At 65.1% G+C, this 15,753-nt stretch carries 12 protein-coding genes; 4 read left to right on the top strand and 8 right to left on the bottom strand.

Annotated elements, in window-relative coordinates; all coding sequences use genetic code 11:
- Positions 1–27: 27 nt before the first annotated feature.
- Positions 28–3,975: a DNA-directed RNA polymerase subunit beta' gene (locus N536_RS0127575; protein WP_029116561.1), complete on the top strand. Its 3,948-nt coding sequence runs from the start codon at positions 28–30 to the stop codon at positions 3,973–3,975.
- A gap of 111 nt (positions 3,976–4,086) precedes the next feature.
- On the opposite strand, the gene N536_RS0127570 is transcribed toward N536_RS0127575, so the two are convergent.
- The 3 genes from N536_RS0127570 to N536_RS0127560 all read right to left on the bottom strand — a co-directional run bounded on the left by N536_RS0127570 (position 4,087) and on the right by N536_RS0127560 (position 6,800).
- Positions 4,087–4,956 (bottom strand): hypothetical protein, encoded by an 870-nt coding sequence (locus N536_RS0127570; RefSeq protein ID WP_029116560.1) that lies wholly within the window; start codon positions 4,954–4,956, stop codon positions 4,087–4,089.
- A gap of 152 nt (positions 4,957–5,108) precedes the next feature.
- Entirely contained in the window at positions 5,109–5,888 is a 780-nt protein-coding gene (locus N536_RS0127565; protein WP_029116559.1) for an SDR family oxidoreductase, read from the bottom strand.
- A gap of 171 nt (positions 5,889–6,059) precedes the next feature.
- The gene (locus N536_RS0127560; RefSeq protein ID WP_029116558.1) at positions 6,060–6,800 is read right to left on the bottom strand and encodes a FadR/GntR family transcriptional regulator; all 741 of its coding nucleotides are present in this window, start codon (positions 6,798–6,800) and stop codon (positions 6,060–6,062) included.
- A 202-nt stretch (positions 6,801–7,002) separates the two neighbouring features.
- Between N536_RS0127560 and N536_RS0127555 the strand changes: the two genes are divergently transcribed.
- Positions 7,003–8,499: a class I adenylate-forming enzyme family protein gene (locus tag N536_RS0127555; RefSeq protein ID WP_029116557.1), complete on the top strand. Its 1,497-nt coding sequence runs from the start codon at positions 7,003–7,005 to the stop codon at positions 8,497–8,499.
- 13 nt (positions 8,500–8,512) lie between these two features.
- The gene (locus N536_RS0127550; RefSeq protein ID WP_029116556.1) at positions 8,513–8,815 is read left to right on the top strand and encodes a hypothetical protein; all 303 of its coding nucleotides are present in this window, start codon (positions 8,513–8,515) and stop codon (positions 8,813–8,815) included.
- Positions 8,816–8,913: 98 nt separating this feature from the next.
- On the opposite strand, the gene N536_RS0127545 is transcribed toward N536_RS0127550, so the two are convergent.
- The gene (locus N536_RS0127545) at positions 8,914–10,101 is read right to left on the bottom strand and encodes a thiolase family protein (protein ID WP_029116555.1); all 1,188 of its coding nucleotides are present in this window, start codon (positions 10,099–10,101) and stop codon (positions 8,914–8,916) included.
- Positions 10,102–10,185: 84 nt separating this feature from the next.
- On the opposite strand from N536_RS0127545, the gene N536_RS0127540 reads away from it, so the two are divergent.
- Positions 10,186–12,273, top strand: a complete 2,088-nt coding sequence (locus N536_RS0127540; RefSeq protein WP_029116554.1) for a molybdopterin-dependent oxidoreductase — start codon at positions 10,186–10,188, stop codon at positions 12,271–12,273.
- A 184-nt stretch (positions 12,274–12,457) separates the two neighbouring features.
- Here the strand turns inward: N536_RS0127540 and N536_RS0127535 are convergent, their stop codons facing one another.
- From N536_RS0127535 to N536_RS0127520, 4 genes are read right to left on the bottom strand one after another with little or no spacing between them, the layout of a single operon-like run.
- Positions 12,458–12,907, bottom strand: coding sequence for a Zn-ribbon domain-containing OB-fold protein (locus N536_RS0127535; RefSeq protein ID WP_029116553.1), 450 nt, complete (start codon positions 12,905–12,907; stop codon positions 12,458–12,460).
- Positions 12,904–14,451: a fatty-acid--CoA ligase FadD4 gene (gene fadD4 / locus N536_RS0127530; protein ID WP_029116552.1), complete on the bottom strand. Its 1,548-nt coding sequence runs from the start codon at positions 14,449–14,451 to the stop codon at positions 12,904–12,906. Before fadD4 ends, N536_RS0127535 begins: the two co-directional genes overlap by 4 nt.
- The gene (locus N536_RS0127525) at positions 14,438–14,857 is read right to left on the bottom strand and encodes a thioesterase family protein (protein ID WP_029116551.1); all 420 of its coding nucleotides are present in this window, start codon (positions 14,855–14,857) and stop codon (positions 14,438–14,440) included. The genes fadD4 and N536_RS0127525 overlap by 14 nt, the downstream gene beginning before the upstream one ends.
- An 11-nt stretch (positions 14,858–14,868) precedes the next feature.
- Positions 14,869–15,516: a TetR/AcrR family transcriptional regulator gene (locus tag N536_RS0127520; RefSeq protein ID WP_231514654.1), complete on the bottom strand. Its 648-nt coding sequence runs from the start codon at positions 15,514–15,516 to the stop codon at positions 14,869–14,871.
- Positions 15,517–15,753: the final 237 nt, after the last annotated feature.

The raw sequence follows: 15,753 nt of genomic DNA, 5'->3' as shown, positions 1-15,753 counted from the left end.
TTAGCCCGCAAGGGGAAAGGGAGTTACGTGCTCGACGTCAACTTCTTCGATGAACTCCGCATTGGCCTCGCCACCGCGGACGACATCCGTCAGTGGTCCTACGGTGAGGTAAAGAAGCCTGAGACCATCAACTACCGAACGCTGAAGCCTGAGAAGGACGGCCTGTTCTGCGAGAAGATCTTCGGACCGACTCGCGACTGGGAGTGCTACTGCGGCAAGTACAAGCGCGTTCGCTTCAAGGGCATCGTCTGCGAGCGCTGCGGCGTCGAGGTGACGCGTGCCAAGGTGCGTCGTGAGCGGATGGGCCACATCGAACTGGCCGCACCCGTCACGCACATCTGGTACTTCAAGGGCGTTCCGTCGCGCTTGGGTTACCTGCTCGACCTCGCGCCGAAGGATCTCGAGAAGATCATCTACTTCGCCGCGTACGTCATCACCGCGGTCGACACCGAGATGCGGCACAACGAGCTCTCCACGCTCGAAGCCGAGATGGTCGTCGAGAAGAAGGCCGTCGAGGACCAGCGCGATCTGGATCTGGCCGAGCGTTCGCAGAAGCTCGAGAATGACCTGGCCGAGCTGGAGAAGGAAGGTGCCAAGTCCGACGTGCGCCGCAAGGTGCGCGACGGTGGCGAGCGCGAGATGCGTCAGCTCCGCGACCGGGCCCAGCGTGAGCTGGACCGGCTCGACGAGATCTGGACCACCTTCACCAAGCTGGCTCCCAAGCAGCTGATCGTCGACGAGGTGCTCTACCGCGAGCTGCAGGACCGCTACGGCGAGTACTTCGAAGGCGCCATGGGCGCGGAGTCGATCAAGAAGCTCATCGAGAACTTCGACATCGACGCCGAGGCCGAGAGCCTGCGCGACACCATCAAGAACGGCAAGGGCCAGAAGAAGCTTCGCGCCCTCAAGCGTCTGAAGGTCGTCGCGGCGTTCCAGTCCAACCGCAATTCGCCGATGGGCATGGTGCTCGACGCCGTACCCGTGATCCCGCCGGAACTGCGTCCGATGGTCCAGCTCGACGGTGGCCGTTTCGCCACCTCGGACCTCAACGACCTGTACCGCCGCGTGATCAACCGCAACAACCGCCTCAAGCGACTGATCGACCTCGGTGCTCCCGAGATCATCGTCAACAACGAGAAGCGGATGCTGCAGGAGTCGGTGGACGCACTGTTCGACAACGGTCGTCGTGGCCGTCCGGTCACCGGACCGGGCAACCGCCCGCTGAAGTCGCTCTCGGATCTGTTGAAGGGCAAGCAGGGTCGGTTCCGTCAGAACCTGCTCGGCAAGCGCGTCGACTACTCGGGCCGTTCGGTCATCGTGGTCGGCCCGCAGCTCAAGCTGCACCAGTGCGGTCTGCCCAAGCTGATGGCTCTCGAGCTGTTCAAGCCGTTCGTGATGAAGCGTCTGGTCGACCTGAACCACGCGCAGAACATCAAGAGCGCCAAGCGGATGGTGGAGCGCCAGCGTCCCCAGGTGTGGGATGTCCTCGAAGAGGTCATCGCCGAGCACCCGGTGCTGCTGAACCGCGCACCGACGCTGCACCGCCTCGGTATCCAGGCCTTCGAGCCGCAGCTGGTGGAGGGCAAGGCCATCCAGCTGCACCCGCTGGTGTGTGAGGCGTTCAACGCCGACTTCGACGGTGACCAGATGGCCGTGCACCTTCCGCTGTCCGCGGAGGCGCAGGCCGAGGCACGCATCCTGATGCTGTCGTCGAACAACATCCTGTCCCCGGCGTCGGGACGGCCGCTGGCCATGCCGCGTCTGGACATGGTGACCGGTCTGTACTTCCTGACCACCGAGGTCCCCGGCGACATCGGCGAGTACGTGCCGGGCGCCAAGGATCAGGCCGAGTTCGGCGTGTACAGCTCGCCGGCCGAGGCGCAGATGGCCGTGGACCGCGGCGTGCTGTCGGTCCGGGCCAAGATCAAGGTGCGGCTGACCCAGCTGCGTCCGCCTGCCGACATCGAGAACGAACTGTTCCCCGAGGGTTGGAAGGCGGGCGACGCGTGGACGGCGACGACCACGCTGGGCCGCGTCCTGTTCAACGAGCTGCTGCCCAAGGGGTATGCGTTCGTCGACGAGCAGATGCACAAGAAGGTCCAGGCGCGGATCGTCAACGACCTCGCCGAGCGGTACCCGATGATCGTGGTGGCGCAGACCGTCGACAAGCTCAAGGACGCCGGCTTCCACTGGGCCACCCGTTCGGGTGTCACGGTGGCGATGGCCGACGTGCTGGTGCCGCCGCAGAAGGTTGCGATCCTCGACCGTTACGAGGGCGAAGCCGACGGGATCGAGAAGAAGTACCAGCGCGGTGGTCTCACCAAGCAGGAACGCACCGACGCGCTGGTCAAGATCTGGCAGGACGCCACCGAAGAGGTCGGCAAGGCGCTGGAGGCGTATTACCCGGAGGACAACCCGATCATCACGATCGTGAAGTCCGGGGCCACCGGTAACCTCACCCAGACCCGCACGCTGGCCGGCATGAAGGGTCTGGTGACGAACCCGAAGGGTGAGTTCATCCCGCGACCCATCAAGTCGTCCTTCCGCGAGGGCCTGACCGTGTTGGAGTACTTCATCAACACGCACGGCGCTCGTAAGGGCCTGGCGGACACCGCACTTCGTACCGCTGACTCGGGTTACCTGACCCGTCGTCTGGTCGACGTGAGCCAGGACGTCATCGTTCGCGAGACCGACTGCGAGACCGAGCGTGGCATCAACGTCACGCTGGCCGAGCTGCAGGCCGACGCCGGACTGGTGCGCGATCCGCACATCGAGACGTCGGCGTACGCACGGACGCTGGCCACCGACGCGGTCGACGACAAGGGCAACGTCATCGTCGCCCGCGGTCACGACCTCGGCGATCCGGCGATCGATGCGCTGCTCGAAGCAGGCATCACGCAGGTGAAGGTGCGCTCGGTGCTGACCTGCACCACGGGCACCGGCGTCTGCGCGATGTGCTACGGCCGTTCGATGGCCACCGGCAAGCTGGTGGACATCGGCGAAGCGGTCGGCATCGTCGCCGCCCAGTCGATCGGCGAGCCCGGTACGCAGCTGACCATGCGCACCTTCCACCAGGGTGGCGTCGGTGAGGACATCACCGGTGGTCTGCCCCGCGTGCAGGAGCTGTTCGAGGCCCGCGTGCCGCGCAACACCGCGCCCATCGCGGACGTCTCCGGGCGGATTCGCCTGGAGGAGACCGAGAAGTTCTACAAGATCACCATCGTTCCCGATGACGGGAGCGAGGAAGTGGTCTACGACAAGGTCTCTCGTCGCCAGCGGCTCAAGGTGTTCAAGCACGAGGACGGCACCGAGCGGCTGCTTTCCGATGGCGACCACGTCGAGGTCGGCCAGCAGCTCATGGAGGGTTCGGCCAACCCGCACGAGGTTCTTCGCGTGCAGGGTCAGCGCAGCGTCCAGCTCCACCTCGTCAACGAGGTGCAGGACGTCTACCGCGCCCAGGGTGTGTCGATCCACGACAAGCACATCGAGGTCATCGTGCGGCAGATGCTGCGTCGCGTGACGATCATCGACTCGGGCGCAACGGAATTCCTGCCCGGTTCGTTGACCGAGCGTGCGGAGTTCGAGGCCGAGAACCGTCGCGTCGTGGCCGAGGGTGCTGAGCCCGCGGCCGGACGCCCGGTGCTGATGGGTATCACCAAGGCGTCGCTGGCCACCGATTCGTGGTTGTCGGCAGCGTCGTTCCAGGAGACCACGCGAGTCCTGACCGATGCGGCGATCAACTGCCGCAGCGACAGGCTCAACGGTCTGAAGGAGAACGTGATCATCGGCAAGCTGATCCCGGCCGGTACCGGCATCGCCCGTTACCGCGACATCCAGGTGCAGCCGACCGAAGAGGCCCGCGCTGCGGCGTACACGATCCCGTCCTACGAGGATCAGTACTACAGCCCGGACTTCGGCCAGGCCTCCGGTGCCGCGGTGCCGCTGGACGATTACGGTTTCAGCGACTACCGGTAGTTGTTTTGCGAAAGAGCCCCTGGGTACTTGCCCAGGGGCTCTTTCGTTGCGCGAGTGTGCATCTGACGAGAGAATCGGCGCTCAGATCTCGTCAGGCGCACAGTCGCGAGGTCACCAGACCATGCCGCGCTCTCGAAGGAGCATTTCGACGCGGCGCACGTAGGTCGCACGTCGGTAGTACAGGAGGTCACGGCTCACTCGGATGACGGCCCAGCCCAGGTCGTGGAGTTCGTACCCCTTGTCGATGTCACGCTGTCGGACGATCGGATCGGTCCAATGCTGCGGGCCGTCGTATTCGATGGCGACCTTGACGCCCGTGTAGGCCATGTCGACGCGCGCGATGAACTCGCCGTAGCGGCCTCGAATGACGTGCTGAGTCCTAGGCGCGGGTAATCCGGCGTCGATCAAGGCCAGGCGAGCCTCGGTTTCCTGGGGCGATTCCGCGCCGCCGTCCATAAGCGGGAGGACGTGGCGGAGCCGGTGCAGCCCGCGCACACCGGGGTGCGCGGCGGCAATGGCTACAACGTCTTCAATGGTTACGCCTGTTGCGTTGGCGAGCGCGTCGAGGCGCTTGATCGCCTGGACCCTGCCGACGGTGTGCCTGCCGATGTCGAAAGCCGTCCGGGCCGGGGCGGTTACCCGCGTCTCGCCGACGGTTGTCACCTCACTGGGCTGAAGGTCTTCGGTCCGGACGACGAGCCCCGTCGGTGCCCGGCGGTTGTCGTGAATCAGTTCGGCCGGGTCGTCGCCCTCGATCCAGTCGGTCCCCAACACGGCGGCCGCCGATTGCCCAGCCAAGATGCCGCGCCTCTTCGACCACAGCCAGGCCGCCGTGGCGCGTTGGATCGCCGACACGTCGGCGCCCGTCGGTACGTAGACGCCGGGGCAGAGCTGCGTGTAACGGGTGCGGATGGTGTGCTCGGGCAGCGATCCGGCCGACAGAACTTCAGTGCCGATGAACGGCCAGGGCGGTGATGACATGTGCGGATGGTGCGCCTTGCGTCCGATCTGCCGTCGAACTCATCCACAGCCCGCCACTGTGCGCGTCACGATGAAATCGGCCCGAGAATCTCGTCACGTCCACAGTCGGCGCCCCAAGGTGTGGCGCCGGCCGCGCTAGCCGCTAGGGACCGCTACCTCGGGGTGAAGCGTTGCGCCCCGTCGAGACGTATGACCTCGCCGTTGACGTAACCGTTTCTCAGTAGGAACGTCGCTGCATCGGCGAACTCGGCGGGTGTGCCCAGTCGCTTCGGAAAAGGGACGTTGGCGGCGAACTTGGCGAGGGCCTCCTCGCCGACGGATTCCATCATCGGTGTCTTCATCGTGCCGGGTGCGATGGTGTTGACGCGGATGCCCACCGAACTGAGGTCGCGTGCGGCGGCGATGGTCAAGCCAATGACGCCGGCCTTCGCTGCGGCATAGGCGCTCTGGCCGATCTGACCTTCGTATCCCGCGATCGATGCAGTGAGCACCAGGGCGCCCCGCTCGCCGTCTTCCAGCGGCTGGGCCGTGGCGACCGAGGCCGCCACCAACCGAGCGACGTTGTACGTGCCGTTGAGGTAGAGGTCGATGGTCTTGGCGAAGCCGTCCATGTCGGCCGGACTACCGTCGCGCTGGACGATCCGTTGTGCCACACCGTAACCGCCGTGTGCGACGACGGCATAGCGCAGCTGACCAAGTTGGTTGGCCTGCTCGACGGCTCCATGGATGCTCTCCTCGCTCGTCACGTCGGTGCTGACGAACACCGCGCGCCTGCCCAGTTCGTCGGCCAACGCCTTGCCCTTGTCCGCGGAGAGATCGGCGATGACGACCCCGAGTCCTTCGGCGTGGAGTCGGCGGATGGCGGCCTCGCCCAAACCGCCCGCGCCGCCGCTGACGATCGCGGATGCGCCTTCGAATTGCCGTATCGTCACCAGTTCTCCTCGTGCAGCGTCGTTGAGGCGAGTAGCGCAGCAGTCGCTACATCTCGCTCGATTGCGCTTAACTATATAACTCATTTACGACGATCGATCACCCACCCCCACCGTTTCGCGGTAGCGTCGTCATCAGGGCGGCGACGGCCGCTGCTAGGTGTCGCGTTCCCGTCACTCGAGAAGGTCGACGACAGTGGACATCTCGGAACCCGTCAGAACGAATTCCTCCGCCTTCTGGAGGTGGCGCTTCCACAGCTCGCCCGCCTTGTCCGCGTCGCCTGCCTTGATCATGTCCAGCACCATTCGATGGGTCTTGACCGACCGCCGGACCGCCTGCTCGGCACGGGTTCCCGCGGTGGGCTGCAGCGAGCGGTTGGCCTTCTCGATCACGTGGTGCAGCATGTCGCTCACGATCTGCAGCGTCGCGTTGCCGGACAACCGTGCAATGGCGGCGTGAAAGTCCGTGAGCTGGTCCACTGCTTCATTGCCTGGACTGAGCTGCGCTTCTCGTTCGACGATCTGCTCGAGCTCCGCGATTGCCTTCGCGTTCCGCTGCTTGGCCAACTGCTGAACCATCGGCACTTCGAGTGTCACACGTGCGTCGTAAACGTCCTTGACGGTGACACCCTCGTACTCGAGGATCAGGCCGGCGTAACGCGCCAGCGTCGCTCGCGTGGGCCGCGTGACGCGAGCGCCGCCGCGCACCCCACGCTCAACCCTGATCAGGGACTCCGACTCGAGCACACGAAACGCCTCACGCAGTGTCGGCCGCGAAACGCCGAAGCGCTCCATCAACTCCGACTCCGGTGGGAGCATCGTGCCTTCGGCGATTTCACCCCGGATGAACATTCGACGGAGCACCGTGGCCACGCGATCGGCCATCTTGGGTTCGCGAAGGCTGGTGACCTCCATTGCAACCTCCACCGGTCGAGTACCACGCGATTCGATCAAACCTTCAGGTCAGGCTAGTCGAATGCTGACCTGAACCAGGGTTGGCAGGCTTGGCGAGCGCCCCACGTCTCCATCGCCGTCAGCCCCCAGAGTAAATAACTAACTATATAGCTGTATCTTGAATTCGGCCCAGTTTCACCTTCGGTCGAGGAAAGGCGCGGCCTTGAGCGTTTCGCTGTTGTTGGAGATGGCAGTTTCGGAGCACCCGGAGCGTGTCGCGCTAGTGGATGCCGTCGACCGGTGGACCGTCGGTGAGCTCAGCGCTCTCGCCGACGGGGGTGCGGGTGTCATTGCAGGCAGCGATGTCGAACACGTCGTCTATGTCGGCGCGGGAGGTGTCATGCAGCCGCTGCTGATCTTCGCGGCGGCGCGCGCCGGAGTGCCCTACACCCCGATCAACTACCGGTTGAGTGGCCAGGGCGTTCAGGAATTGATCGCACGGCTGCCCGCTCCGCTGGTGGTCGTCGACGGGCGGTACCGCGAAGTGATCGGCGACGTTGCCCAGCACGTCATCGATTCCGAAGACTTCCTGGCTGCTGCGCGCGGCGCTGAGCCCGCCGCGGAGTTCGCCGACGCCGAGGACGTCGCGATCGTGTTGTTCACGTCGGGCACCACCTCGAAGCCCAAGGCGGTCGAGTTGTCCCACGGGAACCTAACCAGTTACATCACTGGCACCGTCGAGTTCGGATCGGCGGCCGCGACGGATGCGGCCCTGATCTGCGTGCCGCCTTATCACATCGCGGGAGTCAACGCGGCCATGTCCAACCTCTATGCGGGTCGGAAGATGGTGTACCTGACGAACTTCGATGCACGCGGGTGGGTGGGCCTCGTCGCTGACGAGCAGGTGACCACCGCGACCGTCGTGCCGACCATGTTGGACCGCATCGTCACCGTCCTCGAGCAGGAGCCGGTCGAGCTGCCGTCGCTGCGCAACCTGGCCTACGGCGGGTCGAAGGTCCCACTTCCGTTAGTGCGCAGAGCGCTTGACCGCTTGCCGCATGTCGGATTCGTCAACGCATACGGGCTGACCGAGACCAGCTCGACCGTCGCGGTGCTGACGCCGGACGACCACCGCGAATTCCACGGTCACCCGGACGAACTGGTGGCAAGTCGGCTCGGTTCGGTCGGCCAACCGGTGCCCGGGATCGAAGTGCAGATCCGTGCGGAGGACGGCACGGTCCTCGACACGGACGAGACCGGTGAACTGTTCGTGCGGGGCGAGCAGGTGTCGGGGAGGTACACCGGTATCGGCTCGGTGCTCGACGACGAGGGGTGGTTTGCCACCAGGGACATCGCCACCTTGGACGGGGCCGGCTATCTGTTCATCACCGGGCGTTCGGACGACACGATCATTCGCGGCGGGGAGAACATTGCCCCGGCTGAGCTGGAGGACGTTCTGGTCGAGCATCCGCGCGTGCGGGAGGTCGCCGTCGTTGGCGTCCCGGATCCGCAGTGGGGTCAGGCCATCGTCGCCGTCGTCGTGCCGGCCAACGACATCGAGCCCGACCCCGACGAATTGCGGGAGTACGTGCGGAGGATCTTGAGGGGTTCGCGTACGCCGGACCGGATCGTGTTCCGCGACGAGTTGCCGACGAACGCCACCGGGAAACTTCTTCGCCGCGACATCGTCGCAAGCCTCATCGATGCCGAAGTCGATTAACAAGGGAGACAATATGTTCAAGAACGGCACGCGGTTGCGAAGCCAGGTGTGTGATACCCAGGTGATCGTCGTAAAGTCCGCCGATAGTCTCGACGAGCTCCGGTGCGGCGGTCACCCGATGCTGGCGTTGGACGCAGGGCCGCTGTCGCACGGCACACCCGACCCTGCCTTTGCCGACGGCAGTCTGATGGGCAAGCGGTACGTCGACGAGGGCGGAGCCGAGGTGCTGGTCACCAAGGCCGGTGCCGGCTCGTTGTCCATCGGCACGACGGTGCTGGCGCTCAAGGAAGCCAAGCCGTTGCCAGCCAGCGACTGACGATCGTCGAACTGTATGTGGTGGGCCCAAGGCGTCACGGTCGGCCCGATTCGCTCGTGCAGTCGCGGGTCGGTTCAGGCGCTGGCGCCCGGAGAATGTCAGATCACCTCGATGACCATCGCAGCGCCCATGCCACCGCCGGCACACATGGACAGCACGCCGATTCCACCACCGCGCCTACGCAATTCGTAGATCGCTGAGGTCACCATGCGGGCGCCCGTGGCGGCGATCGGGTGGCCAAGGCTGATGCCCGAGCCGTAGACGTTGACGAGCTCCTCGTCGAGTCCGAGTTCGCGGGTGCAGGCCACGGCTTGTGCGGCGAACGCTTCGTTGATCTCGAACAGGGCGACGTCCTCGAGCTTGCGCCCGGCCAGTTCCAACGCCTTCGGGATGGCCTTGATCGGCCCGCTGCCCGTACGTGTCGGGTCGAGACCGACCTGTGTCCACGACAGCACGTGGGCGAGCACGTCCTGTGTCCTGTCGGGCGCCGCCAGCGCGACGACCGCGGCGGCGTCGTTGATGCCCGACGAGTTGCCTGCGGTCACCGAGAATCCCTCGATCTCGGGATGCAGCACCTTCAAACCGGCCAGCGATTCCATCGAACTGCCGTGGCGGGGATGTTCGTCCTGAGCGAAGGTGATGGTCGTGCCGTCAGCCTGGGGGACCTGGATGGGGATGATCTCGTCGACGAACGCCCCGGCGTCGATGGCCTTGATCGCGCGTTGATGGCTGCGCAGCGCCCACTCGTCCTGATCTTCGCGGGTAAGTCCGTACTGGACGTTGCAGTTGTGCGCGACGGTGATGGACATGTCAAACGCGGGCGCCTCCGTGGTCGGGGGATGGGACTCCGGGAGCCACTGTTCGTAGTCCTCGGGCGACTTGCCGGTGGTAAAGGCCTTGCGCTTCTGCATGATCGGGCCCGTGGACAGCGACTCCATGCCGCCGGCGAGGATGGCCCGACTCATGCCGGCGGCGATCTGCCCGGCGCCAACGGCGATCGCCGACAGGCTGGATGCGCACTGGCGGTTGACGGCCAACCCCGGGATGTCCAGCAGGCCGAGATCCGCCGCGATGTAACGGGCACTGTCTCCACCGCCCTGCATCACCTCGGCCAACACGAAGTCGTCGAAGTCGACGGCTTCGAGTCCCGAGCGTTCGACGACGGCCTGCACCACCGGCTTGGCGAGTTCGATCGCGGGGACGTTCGCCAAGGTGCCTCTGCGGGCGGTTCCGATGGCGGTGCGGGCGGCGGCCACGATGGCAGCGCGAGAAGTGGTGGTGGCCATGTGTCTCCCAAGAGTTGCTAGTAGAGGGCCTGCGCATAGAGATATATAATTTACCTTTCTATCGTACTTACCGAAAGGTCGCAGATGGCCAAGGTTCACACCAACTGCCGGATCTGCGCGCAACGGTGCGGCTTGACCGTCACCGTGGAAGACAACCGAGCCGTGCACATTGGTCCCGACAAGGAGAATCTGCTGTCGTGGCGTGACTTCTGTGTCAAGGGCCGTACCGCAGTTGAACTGGTCGAACACCCCCGGCGCATCACGTCGCCGATGCGTCGAGTGGGCGACCGGTACGAAGCGGCCAGCTACGACGAAGCGTTCGCGGACATTGCCGAGCGACTGCAGGGCATCGTCGCGCGGGGTGGCGCCGACTCCGTCGCGGCCTACTACGGCAATCCTGCGGGCTTCAACTCTGCGGCCATCCCGGCGCTCAACCGGTTCATGCGAGCCCTCGGCAGCGCCAGCTTGTTCAATTGGGGCTCGATCGACACCAACGCCAAGACCGTGGTGTGCGGCGAGATGTATGGCGTCAACCTGCTTCCGATGATCCCCGACGTCGACGATTGCGACTGCTTCCTCTTCGTCGGGATGAACCCGGCCGAAAGCAAGATGTGCTGGCTGTCCTCGGTGCCCGACGGCTGGAGGCGCATCAAGCAACGAGTGGCCGGCGGCGCGGCGCTCATGGTGCTCGATCCATATCGCACCGCGACCGCCAAGGCCGCGACGTCACATTGGGCACTGCGGCCCGGTGAGGACTGGGCATTCCTACTCGGCATGGTCAAGGTGATCTTCGACGAACAGTTGGAGGATCGGCACGCGTGCGACGTCGAACAGGGCGTCGCGCTACTGCGTCAGCTCGCCGACGAGGCGCCCCTCGACATGCTTGCCGCACGGGCGGACGTGTCCTCGGCAGCCATCGAGACGGCGGGAAGGCAATTCGGACGGGCCCGCACGGCCATGGCCCTGGCGCGCACGGGCGTCTCGCAAACCAGCCGCGGCACCCTCGCCCTATGGCTGTGCGAGGTGCTCAACGTCATCACCGGCCGATGGGATCGACCGGGCGGCAGGTACTTTCAACGCGGATACGCACCCGTCTACATGCCCGCGTACGACACGGATGCACACGTGTCCCGCGTCGCAGGCCGCCCCGCCATCGAAGGGTGCCACTCGCTAGCCGAGCTTCCCGGCGAAATCACGACGCCCGGCCCTGGCCAGGTTCAGGCCCTGTTCATCGACCACGGCAACCCCGTGATCTCCGGACCCCAAGGTGACCAACTCGATCGGGCCTTGGCCGGGCTGGACCTCCTGGTCGCCATCGACATGGTGCAACGTGAGAGTCACCGCCACGCCGACTGGCTCATCCCCGGTACGCATTGGCTCGAACGTGGTGAGCTGGCCCCCTATGCAGCAGTGACGCAGGAGCTTCCGTTCGCCCAGTACTCCACCCAAGCGCTGCAACCGCCGCCAGACGTCAAACCGGAGTGGCAGTTCTACGAAGGCCTTGGTCGCGCGATGGGCTTGCCGAAGTACGGGCCCGACGACCGCCCATTCGATCCCGAGCGAGCCTGGCAGCAGGCCGTCGAACGTGGCGGCCGGACCACCTGGGCCGAACTGATGGCGCATCGGCACGGAATCGTCCTGGGCGGCAAGGAATTCGGGCACGCCCGCGGCGTGGTCAACCTGCCCGACCACAAGATCCAGCTGGCGCCGGGCCGATTCCTGGCTGAGGCGCGCCGCCAACTCGCATCCGAGGTGATCACGACCCCGCCCAACCGGCCGTTTCAGCTTGGCAACCGGCGCCGGCTCAGCTCGATGAACTCCTACCTCAACGACCTGCCGGGCACGCGCCGACTGCTCGACCGCAATCAGGTCGAGATCAACGGCAGCGACGCCGTCGCCCTCGGTCTGAAAGACGGTGACCGAGCGCGGGTGCGATCGCTCACCGGTGCCATCGAGCTCGACGTCGTCGTCACCGATTCACCGCGGCCCGGGGTCGTCGTGGTCGAACATGGTTGGGGATCAAGGGTATTCGATCCACGTGGCGGGGCGCTGCCGGATCAGCAGGGTGCCAACCGCAATCTACTGACCGCGCTCGACGAGGAAGATCCGCTGTCCCAGATGTCGGCGTTCAACGAGACATGGGTTGCGGTGGAAGTCGTGACTCGGAAGTAGTGGCCGCATCGACGACCATTGACGCCGCTGGCGCGAATCCGGGTTCAACAATGCCGTCGCCACCCCGCTGCCGATCGGCCCCGTCTCGTCGAACAGCGTGCCAAATGCGTTGGTACATAGCCATCACCGTCGGAGACGAAGAAGCACATTGGGCTCGCATCCGACGATTCCGCCAATCGACGGGTCACCTTCGCCGAAACAACGGGATCCACACCCGACCGTCGTCGTCACCCGATGGCGGCGTCCATTCCTCGAAGAAGACCCCGACCGCCATGCCGACGTGGACCTCCTCGATCGCCGCGCCCACCACATTGGAGACCAGCCGGACGTCGGGCTCGTCATCCAACTCGACCATCGCGACGACGTACGGTGGCTCGAACCCGGGAATCCACGGCTGCCGGTTGACCGTAAAGGCCGCCACGGTCGCGTTCCCCGACACGGGCTCTGGCGCCACGTCGGTGCTGCGGCAACGCCAACATGCCGGGCCTGGCGGATGGAAGAAGTGTCCACAGGCGTGACATCGGTTGATGAGTAGTTGGCCGCGTTCGCCGCCGGTCCAGAACGCGTGGGATTCAGCGGTCGGTTTCGGGACCAATCTCAGCTGTGGTCGTTGATAGCCGGCGTCGACGGTCACATTGGGCTCCTTCTCACGGGTTGCCCCGACGAATACTTCTCGATCAACGCCTTCTTGTAGAGCTTGCCCGCGTCGGTGCGGGGTAGCCGATCCTCGAAGTGGATGGTGCGCGGACACTTGTAGTGCGCCAGCCGCGCTCGGAGCCAGTCGAGTAGTTCGACGCCGAACGCATCCGACGCATCCACGGGGTCGACCGTTTCCACGACGCCGACCACGGCCTGACCCATGGCGGCATCGGGAACGCCGAACACCGCTGCGTCCGCGACCCTCGGATGGCTGACCAGGGCGCTCTCGGCCTCCTGCGGGTAGACGTTGACACCGCCGGAGATGATCGTGTGGTGCCGTCGGTCGGTGAGGAACAGGTACCCGTCGTCGTCGAGGTACCCTACGTCTCCGACGGTGGCCCAACCATGGCCGTTGTGTGAGTCTGCCGTCTTGCCTGGGTCATCCAAGTAGTCGAACGGGACACCGCCCTCGAAATAGACGTCACCAATTCGACCAGTGGCCACCTCGGCACCGTCCTCACCGACGACATGCGGGGTGCCGAGCAACGCGCGTCCCACCGACCCCGGACGGTCGAGCCACTCGTCGGCGGTGATGAAGGTGATGCCCGCGCCCTCCGACGACGAGTAGAACTCGTCGACGATTGGACCCCACCACTCGATCATCGAGCGCTTGATGTCTGGCGGACACGGGGCAGCGGCGTGCACCACCCGCTGGAGGCTCGACACGTCGTAGGCCAGCCGCACCGAGTCGGGCAGCTTGAGCATTCGAACGAACATCGCGGGTACGAACTGCGCGTGGGTGATTCGATGGCGCTGAATGCACTCGAGCGCCTGTTCGGCATCGAACTTCTCCAGCACGACCGTCGTAACACCCAATGCCTGCACGCACATCGACCACACCGATGGCGCGGTGTGGTAGAGCGGCGCAGGGCTGAGGTAGACGGAACTCGCGGAGATGCCGAGCGCACCGAGTAGCGGTGACAACAGGTTCGGTGCTTCCGATGGCGAGTGTCCGGTCAGCGCGCGGCGAATACCCTTGGGGCGACCGGTGGTGCCCGACGAGTACTGCAGGAGGTCGCCTTCGGTTTCGTCGGCGATCGGTGTCGTCGGTTCCGCTGCGACGCAATCGGGATAGCGCACCCAGCCGGCGGCATCGACGTCCGCGAGCAGTCGACGTTCGGGCGCCATGTCCGACAGATACGGTTCGAGTGCGCGACACAGCGGCTCCATCGCGAGCGAACCAACGACCGCGTTGGCCTTTGCGTTGGTGAGGATGTATCCGGCTTCGGCCGCTGTCAGATGAGTGTTGATGGGCACGTAGTACATACCCGACCGCCGGGCCGCCCATGCGACGGGATGGATGTGCTCGTTGTTCTCCATCACGATCGCCACGGTGTCACCGGCGTGCAGCCCAATCCGCCGGAAGTAGTGGGCGAGTTGGTTGGCCCGCGCCTCGAGTTCGCCGAAGCCGACCGCGGTACCCGACGGGTACACGACGATCGCCGGCTTGCTCAGCCTCTGATGGTCACGGATTTGCACGTGGGGGAGTCCCGATCGCATCGGTCAGTGCACTGCGCTCGTCGCCGGTCCATGGTCGGGAGGCCTGCCGATCGTCGGCGAGCACGACCTGAACCGTGCGGACCGTCGCACACAGCCGGCCATCGACCGAGATGACGTTGACCGTCACGAAGGACGAAGTACCAACGGACTCAACGTACGACGTCACGTCGACGAAGTCCGAAACCTCCACCGAACTGTGGTAATCGATGGAGTTGTGGACGACGACGATGTGGCCCCACGCGTTGGGCAGCACGACGCGCAGGTAGCGTGCGCGGGCCTCCTCGGCGTAGACGAGGAACACGCTGTTGTTCACGTGGCCAACGGGGTCCAGGTCGGTCCACCGCGGCTCGATGCGAAGGGTCGGGTTTTCGAGTGCGGAGCTCATGGTTGAACAATTTATATGATTACGTGACCGCGTAGCTTCTCGGCAAGGTCCTCAACGGCGGTCAACGTCGTCCGGACGGCGGTCTGCAGTTCTTGCTCGCTGATCGGAGGAGCGTGCTCCTCCGCCCGTGGAGTCGTCAGCGCGGGCACGATGAACTGGCGAAAGCGGCGTCGGACCGCGTCCTCCGAGCGATCATCGGCTTCTGCCGCCAGGTAAACCTGCTCAAGGACGAAGTCCACCAGTTCGTCGGTGGCGACATCGCTTCGGATTTCGCCGCTGTTGCGACCGTCCAGCAGGACGGATTCGAATACTCGCACGCCCGCGAGATGAATGCCGGGGTGATGAGCCGAGGTGGAGTGCTCCGTGATCAGTCCGTACACGGAACGGTCGAGGGGCAGCTCCCGCGCGCTGTAGATAAGGGCGGCCTCCAGCTTGGCCAACGTGTCACAGACCTCCGCCATTGCGGCCCGGACCGCCGTCTCGTGGCGCTTGGCGTGGCTGAGTGCCACTTCGACCAAGAGTTCATAGATCGTGCCTATCTGGCGAAACGCGGTGGCACGCGACACTCCAGCTCGCTTGGCGACCGCCTCCATCCGCACCGCACCGATTCCGTGAAGGGCGATTTCCGCGTCCGCCGCCTTGATCAGCCGGTCTCTCACCGTGCCATCGTCAACTGGCGCTTCGTGGACGGAGCTCACACCCAGAGGTTACGTGACCGGGCTCTCCATGGCCGCTCTTCGGCGCTGCCGCGGGCTGGATCGAGCAACGTTGCCAGTTGAGGGCCGGGTTGCCTCACTGCGCGTCGAAAGAGAGTAGATCGCTAGAAAACTACGCGGCGGCGCTAGCGGTTAATTAGGTAGATATTTGTGATGCTAAGTCGTTCGGTTGTTTGTTGG

It is taken from the genome of Mycobacterium sp. URHB0044 (assembly GCF_000620625.1).
Classification (GTDB): Bacteria; Actinomycetota; Actinomycetes; order Mycobacteriales; family Mycobacteriaceae; genus Mycobacterium.
The sequence above is the reverse complement of the archived record's forward strand: the minus strand, read 5'-3'. Positions and strand labels throughout refer to the sequence as shown.

What these genes read in the sequence shown, in the direction of transcription:
- N536_RS0127540 (WP_029116554.1), top strand. Translation starts at nt 10,186, where the DNA reads ATGGCCAAGGTTCACACCAACTGCCGGATCTGCGCGCAACGGTGCGGC.
- N536_RS0127550 (WP_029116556.1), top strand. Translation starts at nt 8,513, where the DNA reads ATGTTCAAGAACGGCACGCGGTTGCGAAGCCAGGTGTGTGATACCCAG.
- N536_RS0127525 (WP_029116551.1), bottom strand. Translation starts at nt 14,857, where the DNA reads ATGAGCTCCGCACTCGAAAACCCGACCCTTCGCATCGAGCCGCGGTGG.
- N536_RS0127560 (WP_029116558.1), bottom strand. Translation starts at nt 6,800, where the DNA reads ATGGAGGTCACCAGCCTTCGCGAACCCAAGATGGCCGATCGCGTGGCC.
- N536_RS0127570 (WP_029116560.1), bottom strand. Translation starts at nt 4,956, where the DNA reads ATGTCATCACCGCCCTGGCCGTTCATCGGCACTGAAGTTCTGTCGGCC.
- N536_RS0127545 (WP_029116555.1), bottom strand. Translation starts at nt 10,101, where the DNA reads ATGGCCACCACCACTTCTCGCGCTGCCATCGTGGCCGCCGCCCGCACC.